The sequence below is a fragment of the Burkholderia pyrrocinia genome (genome assembly GCF_001028665.1).
Taxonomy (GTDB): domain Bacteria; phylum Pseudomonadota; class Gammaproteobacteria; order Burkholderiales; family Burkholderiaceae; genus Burkholderia; species Burkholderia pyrrocinia.
The window spans coordinates 2,483,480-2,496,359 of record NZ_CP011503.1; the positions used below are offsets into that span (position 1 = coordinate 2,483,480).

Here is a 12,880-nt window from a genome sequence, read left to right on the forward strand (position 1 = left end):
ACTCCGAGGAGAGCCAGTTGGCCGAGATCACTCAAACGAGCGCTTCCACCAAGCTTGCGGCGCTCGACATTCACAAGCGCTATGGCGACAACGAGGTGCTCAAGGGCGTGTCGTTGAACGCGAAGGCCGGTGACGTCATCAGCATCATCGGCGCGAGCGGCTCGGGCAAGAGCACGTTCCTGCGCTGCATCAATTTCCTCGAGCGGCCGAATGCGGGGCAGATCGTCGTCGACGGCGAGACCGTCCGCACGAAGGCCGACCGCGCCGGTGCGCTCGAAGTCGCCGATCACAAGCAGCTTCAGCGGATCCGCACGAAGCTCGCGATGGTGTTCCAGCATTTCAATCTGTGGGCGCACATGAACGTGCTCGAGAACGTGATGGAAGCGCCCGTGCACGTGCTCGGCATTTCGAAGAAGGAAGCCGAGGAGCGTGCGCGCGAATACCTGGAGAAGGTCGGCCTCGCGCCGCGCGTCGAGAAGCAGTATCCGTCGCACCTGTCGGGCGGCCAGCAGCAGCGTGTCGCGATCGCGCGTGCGCTCGCGATGCACCCGGACGTGATGCTGTTCGACGAGCCGACGTCGGCGCTCGACCCGGAGCTCGTCGGTGAAGTGCTGAAGGTGATGCAGAAGCTCGCCGAGGAAGGCCGCACGATGATCGTCGTCACGCACGAGATGGGTTTCGCGCGCAACGTGTCGAACCACGTGATGTTCCTGCATCAGGGGCGGACCGAGGAAGAGGGCGATCCGAAGGAAGTGCTGGTGCGCCCGCAGAGCGAGCGGCTGAAGCAGTTCCTGTCGGGCAGTCTCAAGTAACGCGACAGGGCGGGTTTCATACGTGGTACCGGTGTCTCGTCCCGCAGGCGCCACCCGCACGACGCAGGTGGTGATCGTTGCATTGCCGCCCGTGTCGATGTCGGGCGTGGGTCCGATCGTCGATGCGCTGAATCTTGCGAACGAGATCGACGGGCGGTTGCTGTATCGCTGGCAGGTGTGTTCGTGGGACGGGCGGCCCGTGACGCTCGCGGGCGGTGCGCAGTGGCATGCCGATGCGGCGTTCAACGATGCGATCGCGTGCGACTGGCTGATCGTCGTGTCCGAGCGGTTCCAGCAGTTCGCCGATTACCGGCTGTTTCTCGCGAGTCTCGCGCGGGTCGGGCAGCGCACGCCGGTCGTGACCGGCATTCACCACGGCGTGTGGTGGCTTGCGATGGCCGGGCAGCTTTCCGGTTATCGCGTGAGCGTGAACTGGGAGACGTATCAGCAGTTCGCCGAGCAGTTCGAGCGGTCGATCGTCACGCAGCAGATCTTCGAGATCGACCGGGACCGCGCGACGTGCGCGGGTGGGCAGGCTACCGTGGACTTCATGCTGGCCATGATTGGCCGGGAACATGGTGTCGATCTCGCCGAGAGGATCGCCGATGCGCTCGGTGCGGGGACTTTGCGGAGTGGCGAGGAACGCCAGCGGATTCCTTTTGTGACTGCGCCCGGCGAGCGGCATCCTCAGTTGAACGATGCGTTGCTGTTGATGGAAGCCAATGTCGAGGATCCTCTGACTACCGACGAGATCGCCGAACTGGTCGGCGTTTCGCGCCGACAGTTGGAGCGGTTGTTTCGGCAGTATCTTGGGGCGATGCCCTCGAAGTATTACCTCAATTTGCGGTTGCTCAAGGCCAGGACGCAGTTGCAGCGCACGAGTAAGTCTGTCGTGCAGGTTAGTCTCGCCTGTGGGTTTTCTTCCGCTGCGCACTTTTCCAATGCTTATCGGGAAAGGTTCGGGGTGACACCCCGGGAAGATCGGCGAGCGTGGCTCGAAAAGCAGACTGGGAGTGAGCCTCGCGGGGGCGCGTTGGTTGAGAGGGGTGGGAAGGATTGATTCGCGGTTTCGTGGTTTGCTTGCGGTTTGTCGTGAAGCACCTGTGATCGTATCGGTCTATTAGCGTCGCCCCTGCGCGGGGCGGCGGTTACTTTTCTTTGTCTTGCCAAAGAAAAGTAACCAAAAGAAAGGCGCTCGGATAACGCATGACCTCCCGGTGCCATGGTCATCGGAGTGGCCACCGCCTAAGTGTCCGCGCCAGTCAGGAAACCGGAGTGGTTCGAGCAATGGTTCCGACGCATCACACCACCCAACGGAGCGGTATACCGCCCGCCAGCTCCATCCTCGCTTCGCGCGGCTGCAAGGTGCTTCACGTCGCTAGACTGTCGCTCGATGTTCTTCCACCCGCAACGCATCGCCTGGCCGGGCATTCTCACTATTCACGTCATTCGTGCGACCAACCGGTTGCCTGCTATCAGTGCTACTCAACTGCGCCATGCGGGCGCGAGTTTCGGTGTTCGTTGAATGCGTCCCTTTTTTCTTCGGGGAGCGGTGCGGATCGCGTGTATCGGGATTGGGGTGTTGGGTATTTCGATTGTGCTGCTCGAGGGGTGTGTACCTGTCGGCCGAGCGAAGCGAGGGCGGAGCTGGCGGGCGGTATACCGCTCTGTTGGGTGGTGAGTGATGTCAGAACCATTGCTCGAACCACTCCGCTCTCCTGACTGGCGCGGACACTTAGGCGAGGGCCACTCTGATGACCATGGCACCGGGAGATCATGCGTTATCCGAGCGCCTTTCTTTTGGTTACTTTTCTTTGGCAAGACAAAGAAAAGTAACCGCCGCCCCGCGCAGGGGCGACGCTAATAGACCGATAACAATGCAGGTGCTTCACGCCAAACCCGAGCCAACCACCCGAGAACCCCCAAAACGAGCCCCGTGAACCTCCCCACCCGCCGGGAAGGCAAAATAGCGAGAAGAAAGGGCTTCCGATAGAACCCGTCGCAATTCCGCAAGACGCTTGCGTCACCCTTACCTAAACTTGATCCTGTTGAACCCTCTTACGAAACCGAAAGGAACGACCATGACGACCTCGACCGTGACCCGCCAGACATTCGACGAAGTGATGGTGCCGGTATTTTCCCCCGCCCCGTTCGTGCCGGATCGCGCAGAGGGCTCCCGCGTGTGGGACACGGCCGGCCGCGAGTACATCGATTTCGCATGCGGCATCGCCGTGACGTCGCTCGGCCACGGCCACCCGGAACTGCTGAAGGTCCTGGACGAACAAAGCCGCAAGCTCTGGCACATCGGCAACGGCTACACGAACGAGCCGGTGCTGCGCCTCGCGAAGCGCCTCGAATCGCTGACCTTCGCCGACCGCGCATTCTTCGCGAACTCGGGCGCGGAAGCGAACGAAGCCGCACTGAAGCTCGCACGCCGCGTCGCGTTCGATCGCCACGGCGCCGATAAAGCCGAAATCATCTCGTTCGTGCAGTCGTTCCACGGCCGCACGTTCTTCACGGTCAGCGTCGGCGGCCAGCCGAAATACTCGGAAGGCTTCGGCCCCGTGCCGGCCGGCATCACGCACCTGCCATACAACGACATCGAAGCCGCGAAGGCAGCGATCGGCCCGCAAACCTGCGCAGTGATCGTCGAGCCCGTGCAGGGCGAGGGCGGCGTGATCCCGGCCGATCCGGCCTTCCTGAAGGCGCTGCGCGAAGCCTGCGACGCCAACAACGCACTGCTGATTTTCGACGAAGTGCAAACGGGCGTCGGCCGCACGGGCCAGTTCTACGCATACATGGACACGGGCGTCACGCCGGACATCCTGACGACCGCGAAGGCGCTCGGCAACGGCTTCCCGATCGGCGCAATGCTGACGACGAACGAACTGGCCGCACACTTCAAGGTCGGCGTGCACGGCACGACGTACGGCGGCAACCCGCTCGCATCGGCGATCGCCGACAAGGTCGTCGAACTGATCAGCGACCCGGCACTGCTCGAAGGCGTGCGCGAACGCAGCGTGCGCCTGAAGGGCGCACTCGAACGCATCAACGCGCGCTTCGGCATCTTCAAGGACATCCGCGGCAAGGGCCTGCTCGTCGGCGCGGAACTCACCGCCGCGTTCGACGGCCGCGCGAAGGACTTCGTCAACGCAGCCGCCGAGAACGGGCTGATCATGCTGATCGCCGGCCCGAACGTGCTGCGCTTCGTCCCGTCGCTGGTGATCCCGTTCGACCTGCTCGACGAAGGCGTCAAGCGTTTCGAGAAGGCAGTCGAACAAGTGCTCGCAGCACAGGAAGCCACCGCGCGCTGATCGGCGCACCCATCGCAGACAGGAACGACGATGCTATTTGTTCGCCCCGGCAAACTCACGGATCTCGATGCGCTCGCGCACATGGCGCGCACCGCGCAGCCGGTCCTGCACTCGCTGCCGCACGACCGCGCGGCGCTCGAAGCGCGCGTGGCGCTCTCCGAGGATTCGTTTCGCGCGGACGTCGACTTCGCCGGCGAGGAGTTCTACCTCTTCGTGCTCGAGGATTCGTCGACGGGCAAGCTGCTCGGCACGGCGAGCATCGTCGCCGCGGCCGGTTACTCGGAACCGTTCTACGCGTTCCGCAACGACGCACTGATCCACGCGTCGCGCGAACTGCACGTGAACCGCAAGATCCACGCGCTCACGATGTCGCACGAGCTGACCGGCAAGAGCCGGCTCGCCGGCTTCTACGTCGATCCGTCGCTGCGGGGCGACGCGGCCGCGCACCTGATCTCGCGCGCCCGGATGATGTACATCGCCGCGAACCGCCGCCGCTTCACGCCCGAAGTGTTCACGCTGCTGCTCGGCGTCAGCGACGGCAACGGCGCATCGCCGTTCTGGGAAGCGGTGGGCCGCAAGTTCTTCGGCCGCGACTTCACCGACGTCGACATCGCGTCGGGCGGCCGCAGCCGCACGTTCATCGCGGAAGTGATGCCGGCCTATCCGATCTACGTGCCGCTGCTGCCGGAAGCCGCGCAGCGCGTGCTCGGCGAGCCGAACGAGACGGCACTGCTCGCGTACGACATCCATCTCGAGGAAGGCTTCGAACCCGACCGCTTCGTCGACATCTTCGACGCGGGCCCGGTGCTGACCGCGCAGGTCGACCGCACCGCATGCGTGAAGCACGCCGCGGAGCGCGTCGTGCGCGAGGCCGCGCACCAGCAGGGCGACGTCGCGTACATGGTGTCGACGGGCAGCGGCGAATCGTTCCGCTGTGTGCTGGCCGACCTGCCGGGCGACACGGTCGATGCACCGCTGGCCGGCGACGTGCGCGCGGCGCTCGATGTGAAGGATGGCGATGTCGTGCGCTGCGTGCCGCTGCACCGCCGCGACGATGAAGATTTGAAGGGAGACGCAGCATGATCGTCGTTCGGGTCGTACAAACGGGCGACGTCGACGCGCTCGTGTCGCTCGCGAAGGAAACCGGGCCGGGCCTGACCACGTTCAAGCCCGACCGCGACGCGCTCGCCGCGCGCATCGAGCGCACGCGCCGCACGCTGGCAGGCGAGGCCGCGCCCGGCGAAGCCGGCTACTTCTTCGTGATGGAAGAATCGAAGACGGGCGACATCGCGGGCGTGTGCGGGATCGAATCGCAGGTCGGCCTCGAACAGCCGTTCTACAACTATCGCGTGAGCACGGTCGTGCACGCGAGCCAGGAACTCGGCGTGTGGACGCGGATGTCCGCGCTGAACATCTCGCACGACCTGACGGGTTATGCGGAAGTGTGCTCGCTGTTCCTGAGCCCGCGCTATCGCACGGGCGGCGTCGGCGGCCTGCTGTCGCGCTCGCGCTTCATGTTCATCGCGCAGTTCCGCGAGCGCTTTCCGGAACGCATCTGCGCGGAACTGCGCGGCCACTTCGACGAAGACGGCACGTCGCCGTTCTGGCGCGCAGTCGGTTCGCACTTCTACCAGATCGATTTCAACGCGGCCGACTACCTGAGCTCGCACGGCCGCAAGTCGTTCCTCGCGGAACTGATGCCGCGCTACCCGGTGTACGTCGACCTGCTGCCGAAGGATGCGCAGGGCGCGGTCGGCCTCACGCACCGCGACACGCTGCCGGCCCGCAAGATGCTCGAGGCCGAAGGGCTGCGCTACCAGAACCACGTCGACATCTTCGACGCGGGCCCCGTGCTCGAATGCCACGTGAACGACCTGCGCACGGTGCGCGAGAGCGTCGTCGTGCCGGTCGCGATCGGCGTGCCCGATGCGCGCGATGACGGTCCGAAGTCGCTCGTGTCGAACACGTCGCTCACCGATTTCCGCGTCGGCGTCGCGCCGGGCGTGGTCGCGAACGGCTCGTTCGTGCTGTCGGCCGACGATGCCGTCGCGCTCGACGTGAAGGCCGGCGAACCGGTCCGCGTGCTGCCGCTCAAAGTCAAACAGGGATAAACGAATCATGACGGAACTCTTCATCGACGGCGCCTGGGTCGCAGGCTCGGGCCCCGTGTTCGCTTCGCGCAACCCGGGCACGGACGAGATCGCATGGCAGGGCGACAGCGCGTCGGCGGCCGACGTCGACCGTGCGGTCGCGAGCGCGCGCCGCGCGTTCGCCGGCTGGTCGGCGCTCGACTTCGAATCGCGCTGCGCGATCGTCAAGCGCTTCGCGGCATTGCTCAACGAACGCAAGGAAGCGATCGCGACCGCGATCGGCCGCGAGACGGGCAAGCCGCTGTGGGAAGCGCGCACCGAAGTCGCATCGATGGCCGCGAAGGTCGGCATCTCGATCCAGGCCTACCAGGAACGCACGGGCGAGAAGCGCCAGGACATGGCCGACGGCGTCGCGGTGCTGCGCCACCGCCCGCACGGCGTCGTCGCGGTGTTCGGCCCGTACAACTTCCCCGGCCACTTGCCGAACGGCCATATCGTGCCCGCGCTGATCGCCGGCAACACGGTCGTGTTCAAGCCGTCGGAGCTTGCACCGGGCGTCGCGCGCGCGACGGTCGAAGTGTGGCAGGAAGCGGGGCTGCCGGACGGCGTGCTGAACCTCGTGCAGGGCGAGAAGGACACGGGCATCGCGCTCGCGAACCATCGGCAGATCGACGGGCTGTTCTTCACGGGCAGCTCGGATACCGGCACGCTGCTGCACAAGCAGTTCGGCGGCCGTCCGGAGATCGTGCTCGCGCTCGAGATGGGCGGCAACAACCCGCTCGTGATCGGCGAGGTCGAGGACATCGACGCGGCCGTGCATCACACGATCCAGTCGGCGTTCCTGTCGGCCGGCCAGCGCTGCACGTGCGCGCGCCGCATCTTCGTGCCGCAGGGCGCGTTCGGCGACCGCTTCCTCGCGCGCTTCGCCGACGTCACGTCGAAGATCACGGCCGACGTGTTCGACGCCGATCCGCAGCCGTTCATGGGTGCGGTGATCTCGGCGCGCGCGGCGGCAAAGCTGGTCGACGCGCAGTCGCGCCTGATCGAGCAGGGCGCAAAGCCGATCGTCGCGATGACGCAGCGCGATCCGCGCCTCGGTTTCGTGAACGCGGCGATCGTCGACGTGACGGGCGTGGCGAACCTGCCCGACGAAGAACATTTCGGCCCGCTCGCGCAGATCGTCCGCTACGCGACGTTCGACGAAGCGATCGAGCGCGCGAACGACACGGCGTTCGGCCTGTCCGCCGGCCTGCTGGCCGACGACGCGCGGGTCTGGGAGCACTTCCGCCGCACGATCCGCGCCGGGATCGTCAACTGGAACCGGCCGACCAACGGCGCATCGTCCGCCGCGCCGTTCGGCGGCACGGGCCGCTCGGGCAACCATCGCCCGAGCGCGTACTACGCGGCCGACTATTGCGCGTATCCGATGGCGTCGGTGGAAAGCACGCAACTGACCTTGCCCGCGAGCCTGTCGCCGGGCCTGCATTTCTGATCGAGGGAACGACGATGAACGCACAAGAAGCCAATTTCGACGGGCTCGTCGGCCCGACCCACAACTACGCCGGACTGTCGTTCGGCAACGTGGCGTCGCTCAACAACGAGAAGTCGGCCGCGAACCCGAAGGCCGCCGCGAAGCAGGGGCTGCGCAAGATGAAGCAGCTCGCGGATCTCGGTTTCGCGCAGGGCGTGCTGCCGCCGCAGGAGCGACCGTCGCTGCGCCTGTTGCGCGAGCTCGGCTTCTCGGGCAAGGACGCGGACGTGATCGCGAAGGCCGCGAAGCAGGCGCCCGAGCTGCTCGCCGCGGCGAGCTCGGCGTCGGCAATGTGGACCGCGAACGCGGCCACCGTCAGCCCGTCGGCCGATACGAGCGACGGCCGCGTGCATTTCACGCCGGCGAACCTGTGCAGCAAGCTGCATCGCGCGATCGAGCACGACGCGACGCGCCGCACACTGTCGACGCTGTTCGCCGATCCCGCGCACTTCGCGGTGCATGAGGCGCTGACGGGCACGCCGGCGCTCGGCGACGAAGGCGCGGCGAACCACACGCGCTTCTGCGCCGAATACGGCAAGCCGGGCATCGAGTTCTTCGTGTACGGTCGCGCGGAGTACCGCCGCGGCCCCGAGCCGAAGCGCTTCCCGGCACGCCAGACCTTCGAGGCGAGCCGCGCGGTCGCGCATCGCCACGGGCTCGCCGAAGAAGCGACGGTCTATGCGCAGCAGGATCCGGACGTGATCGACGCGGGCGTGTTCCACAACGACGTGATCTCGGTCGGCAACCGCGACACGCTGTTCACGCACGAGCGCGCGTTCGTCAACAAGCAGGCGATCTACGACACGCTGACCGCCGCGCTCGACGCACGCGGCGCGCGCCTGAACGTGATCGAGGTGCCCGACGCGGCCGTGAGCGTGAACGACGCGGTGACGTCGTATCTGTTCAACAGCCAGCTGCTGTCGCGCGCCGACGGCTCGCAGGTGCTCGTCGTGCCGCAGGAATGCCGCGAGAACGCGAACGTCGCGGCCTATCTCGACGAGCTCGCGGCCGGCAACGGCCCGATTCACGACGTGCTCGTGTTCGACCTGCGCGAAAGCATGAAGAACGGCGGCGGCCCCGCGTGCCTGCGCCTGCGCGTCGTGCTGAACGAAGCGGAGCGCGCGGCCGTCACGTCGAACGTGTGGATCAACGACACGCTGTTCGCGTCGCTCGACGCGTGGATCGACAAGCATTATCGCGACCGCCTCGCACCGGAAGACCTCGCCGATCCGGCGCTGCTCGACGAATCGCGCACGGCGCTCGACGCGCTCACGCAGATCCTGCGCGTCGGTTCGCTGTATGACTTCCAGCGCTGAGGCACCGATGTCCGCCGCCGCGCCGCTCGACGACTTTCTCGCGTTCACGCTGGCCGGCGGCACGCCGGCCGTGACGGACGGCGCCTGCGCGGGCGGGGCGGTGCGCTGGCATTGGCTCGGCGACGGGCTGCTCGCGCTCGAACCGGCCGCAGCCGACGACGCGGCGCGCGCGAGCGTGCTCGTGTCGGCGGGCGTGCATGGCGACGAGACGGCGCCGATCGAGCTGCTGTCGATGCTCGTGCGCGATCTCGCATCGGGCGTGCTGCCGCTCGCGTGCCGGCTGCTGGTCGTGCTCGGCAACGTGCCGGCGATGCGTGCGGGTGAGCGCTATCTCGACGACGACCTGAACCGCCTGTTCAGCGGTCGTCACGCGCAGGTGCCCGAGAGCCGCGAAGCGCCGCGTGCCGTGCAGCTCGAAGCGGCCGCTGCCGCGTTCTTCGCGGCGGCGCCGGCGGGCGGCGTGCGCTGGCACATCGACATGCATACGGCGATCCGCGCTTCGGTGTTCGAACAGTTCGCGCTGCTGCCGCATACGGGTACGCCGCCGACGCGCACGATGGTCGAATGGCTCGGCGATGCGCGTATCGCAGCCGTGCTGCTGCATACGGCGAAGGGCAACACGTATTCGCATTTCACGGCCGAGCACTGCGGCGCGCTCGCCTGCACGCTCGAACTCGGCAAGGTGCGGCCGTTCGGCCAGAACGACCTGGCGCGCTTCGCGCCGGCCGACCTGGCCGTGCGTCGGCTCGTATCGGGTGCGCGGGGCGACGAGGGGGCTGCGTTGCCGCGCGTATTCACGGTGATCGACCAGATCACGAAGCAGAGCGACGCGCTCGAACTGTTCGTCGCGGCCGACGTCGCGAACTTCACCGCGTTTGCGCGCGGCACGGTGCTCGCGCAGGACGGCGACTACCGCTACACGGTGACGCACGACGAGGAACGGATCGTGTTTCCGAACCCCACCGTGAAACCGGGCCTGCGCGCGGGCCTGCTCGTCGTCGACACGACGCGCGAGACGCTCGCGGCGCTGGTCTGAGCGCGGGTCCGATCGATTTCGCGGCCGCGACGGCACGCGGCCCGCGCCTGACCCGAAACCTGTCGGTATCCCGTCGTCGTCGCCTGCATGCCGGGGCGGACGGCGGGTGGCCCCCGGCTTGCGTATTTGCGACACCGTTTTGCAAGTTCGGCGGATCGCCTGACCGGCGCCGCGCACGCAGCGCAGCATCGCGCGTCGTCACCTGCTTTGCCATATCGGACCGCGTGGATTGGTACAATCGCGGCCTTGCGGCTGTTGCGCCGCATCACGGCGCGGCATTGCGATTGTCGCGGTCATCCGACCCTGCAATGATGCAAGCGCCCGTAGTTCCGGAACATTCGAGTATCGAGGAGAGCACCTGATGAAGTTGGATTGGCGTAAAGTGGCCGCGCATGCGGTGGTGGCGGCATCGGCGGTGGCGGCAGGCAGCGCGGTTGCCGCGGATCTGAAGGAGATCCGGTTCGGCGTCGAGGCCTCGTACGCACCGTTCGAATACAAGACGCCCGACGGCAAGCTGACCGGCTTCGACATCGATATCGGCAACGCGGTGTGCGCGAAGCTGAAGACGAAGTGCGTGTGGGTCGAGAACGACTTCGACGGCCTGATCCCGGCGCTGCAGGCGCGCAAGTTCGATGCGATCAACTCGGACATGACGATCACCGACCAGCGCAAGCACGCGATCGCGTTCACCGATCCGATCTACACGATTCCGAACCAGCTGATCGCGAAGCAGGGCAGCGGCCTGCTGCCGACCCCGCAATCGCTGAAGGGCAAGCGCGTCGGCGTGCTGCAGGGCACGATCCAGGAAGCGTACGCGAAGAAGAAGTGGGCGCCGGCCGGCGTCGAAGTCGTGCCGTACCAGACGCAGGACCTGGCCTATGCCGACCTGAAGTCGGGCCGTCTCGACGCGACGTTCCAGGATTCGGAAGCCGGTTCGAAGGGCTTCCTGACGAAGCCGCAGGGCCAGGGCTTCGCGTTCGCGGGCAGCACGGTCAGCGACACCGAGATCCTCGGCTCGGGCGTCGGCTTCGGCCTGCGCAAGAACGACGCGGCGCTGAAGACCGCGCTCGATCAGGCGCTGAAGGACCTGAAGGCCGACGGCACGATCGACAACCTCGCGAAGAAGTACTTCAGCGTGCCCGTGACGCTCAAGTAAGCGTTTCGTTCGATCGCACGATGCAAGCAAACCGGCCGCTGATGCGGCCGGTTTGCTTTCGGGAGGCGGGAAACGGCGGGGGCGGGTCGGCCGGCCCCCGCGTTACGCGGGGAAGAACCGGCCCAGTTCGCGCGCGAGCTCGTTGAGCACGCTCATCTCCTGCTGCGTGATCTTGCGCGCGGGCTGCGCGCCGGCCCAGTCGCCGTACAGCAGCGCGACGGTCGTCGCGCCGACGCGCACGGGCAGCAGCACGAACGCGCGCGTGTCGTCGAACGCGTCGAGATACCACGCGGGCAGGCGCTTGAGCATCTTCGGTTCCTGCGCCTGCTCGATGAAGATGCCGACCGAATTCGTGATCGCGAGATGAAACACGTCCGGCTCGAAGCGTTCGTCGAAGCGCAGCCGGTCGAGCGCCGTATCGACGCCGGTGCCGAAGCCGAGGCGCGCGGCGAACGTGCCGTCGTCGTGACGCACGAACATCACGGTGCGCGTGAACGCGAGGCCGGCCAGCAGGCTCTCCGACGCGAGCGCGAGCACCGGCGTCAGCACATGCTCGGACGGCAGCGCGCGCAGGTCCGCGAGACCGGCTTCGAGGCATGCCTCGGGCTCGGCCTGCGCGCGCGCGATCGCATCGGCGTTCGCGCGCAGCTCGACGATCTCGCGCATCACGGTGTCGCTCGCTTCCTCGCGCGCGAGCCGGTCGGCAATCTCGACGAGCGCGTTGGACTCCATGTCGAGCTCGGCGCCGTAGTGCTGCGCGAGCGCTGCAATGCGCGCGTCGCGCTGCGGGCTCGCGGGCATCACGAGCGCGCTCGCGACGTCAGTCGAGCAGCGGCTCACCGCGCGCAGCCAGCGTACGCGGTCGGCCGGGCCGTCATCGGCCGCATGACCCGCGTTGCGGTCGTCGTCGTATTCGTCGTCCGCGTCGTCGTGGGCCGCGTGGCCGCCGTCGTCGGCCATTCCCGCGCGGATCAGGTCGGGCAGCCGCCAGCGCGCGGCCGCTTCGAGCCCGATCTCGTCGAAGCCGACGCCGAGCACGTCGACGCAGGCGGTCTGTTCGTCGCCGTTCAGCTCGGCCGCGCGCCGACGGATCCGGTCCCATTCGCTGTCGAGATAGCAGACCACCAGCAGCTTGCCGACCTGGCGCATCAGCGTGCAGACGACGGCTTCCTCGCCGCCGCGCAGCTCGGCATGCTCGGTGAGCTTGCGCGCGACACAGCCGGACAGCAGCGCACGGTTCAGTTCGAGCTTCGCGTCGATGCGCCGCGGCGTGCTGTGGTGGAAATGGTCGACGAGCTTCAGCCCGACGACGAGATGGCCGACCGCGTCCATGCCGAGCACCATCAGTGCGCGGGTGACGGTCGTGATGTTGCCGCCGAACGCCATGTACATCGCGGAGTTCGCGAGCCGCAGCACTTTCTGCGTGAGCGCGAAATCCGACAGCACGACGCGCACGAGCGCGGTGAAATCGAGATCGTCGTTCTTCATCGCGGCCATCGTCGCGCGCAGCGATTCCGACAGCAGCGGGAAGTCGCCCCGTTCGTTCATCCGGGCCCACAGCTTGTCGAGCAGCGCGGTGCGGGGCAGGTGTTCGGTGATTGACATACGGATCTGTCCGGTTCGCC

Annotated in this window: 10 protein-coding genes; 9 read left to right on the plus strand and 1 reads right to left on the minus strand. The window is 66.9% G+C overall.

The window, feature by feature from the left end:
• Nucleotides 1–17 precede the first annotated feature (17 nt).
• From ABD05_RS11500 to ABD05_RS11540, 9 genes are all read left to right on the plus strand, one after another.
• Nucleotides 18–812, plus strand: coding sequence for an ABC transporter ATP-binding protein (locus tag ABD05_RS11500; protein WP_047900225.1), 795 nt, complete (start codon nucleotides 18–20; stop codon nucleotides 810–812).
• A 22-nt stretch (nucleotides 813–834) separates the two neighbouring features.
• A complete protein-coding gene (locus tag ABD05_RS11505; protein ID WP_047900226.1) occupies nucleotides 835–1,872 on the plus strand; it encodes a GlxA family transcriptional regulator in 1,038 nt (345 codons plus the stop codon).
• Nucleotides 1,873–2,893: 1,021 nt separating this feature from the next.
• The gene (locus ABD05_RS11510; RefSeq protein ID WP_047900227.1) at nucleotides 2,894–4,126 is read left to right on the plus strand and encodes an aspartate aminotransferase family protein; all 1,233 of its coding nucleotides are present in this window, start codon (nucleotides 2,894–2,896) and stop codon (nucleotides 4,124–4,126) included.
• Nucleotides 4,127–4,156: 30 nt separating this feature from the next.
• Nucleotides 4,157–5,209 carry an arginine/ornithine succinyltransferase subunit alpha gene (aruF, locus tag ABD05_RS11515; protein WP_047900228.1) on the plus strand — a complete coding sequence of 351 codons (1,053 nt, stop codon included), beginning with the start codon at nucleotides 4,157–4,159 and terminating at the stop codon, nucleotides 5,207–5,209.
• Complete coding sequence (gene astA / locus ABD05_RS11520) at nucleotides 5,206–6,237, plus strand: arginine N-succinyltransferase (protein ID WP_047900229.1); 1,032 nt, start codon at nucleotides 5,206–5,208, stop codon at nucleotides 6,235–6,237. Before aruF ends, astA begins: the two co-directional genes overlap by 4 nt.
• Nucleotides 6,238–6,244: 7 nt before the next feature.
• Nucleotides 6,245–7,708 (plus strand): succinylglutamate-semialdehyde dehydrogenase, encoded by a 1,464-nt coding sequence (gene astD / locus ABD05_RS11525; protein ID WP_047900230.1) that lies wholly within the window; start codon nucleotides 6,245–6,247, stop codon nucleotides 7,706–7,708.
• A 14-nt stretch (nucleotides 7,709–7,722) separates the two neighbouring features.
• Nucleotides 7,723–9,063 carry an N-succinylarginine dihydrolase gene (astB, locus tag ABD05_RS11530; RefSeq protein WP_047900231.1) on the plus strand — a complete coding sequence of 447 codons (1,341 nt, stop codon included), beginning with the start codon at nucleotides 7,723–7,725 and terminating at the stop codon, nucleotides 9,061–9,063.
• 7 nt (nucleotides 9,064–9,070) lie between these two features.
• Nucleotides 9,071–10,099 (plus strand): succinylglutamate desuccinylase, encoded by a 1,029-nt coding sequence (astE, locus tag ABD05_RS11535; protein WP_175804793.1) that lies wholly within the window; start codon nucleotides 9,071–9,073, stop codon nucleotides 10,097–10,099.
• 361 nt (nucleotides 10,100–10,460) lie between these two features.
• On the plus strand, nucleotides 10,461–11,255 hold the full coding sequence (locus ABD05_RS11540) for an ABC transporter substrate-binding protein (protein ID WP_047900233.1): 795 nt from the start codon (nucleotides 10,461–10,463) through the stop codon (nucleotides 11,253–11,255).
• Between the two features lie 102 nt (nucleotides 11,256–11,357).
• On the opposite strand, the gene ABD05_RS11545 is transcribed toward ABD05_RS11540, so the two are convergent.
• Entirely contained in the window at nucleotides 11,358–12,860 is a 1,503-nt protein-coding gene (locus ABD05_RS11545; RefSeq protein ID WP_047900234.1) for an HDOD domain-containing protein, read from the minus strand.
• Nucleotides 12,861–12,880 lie beyond the last annotated feature (20 nt).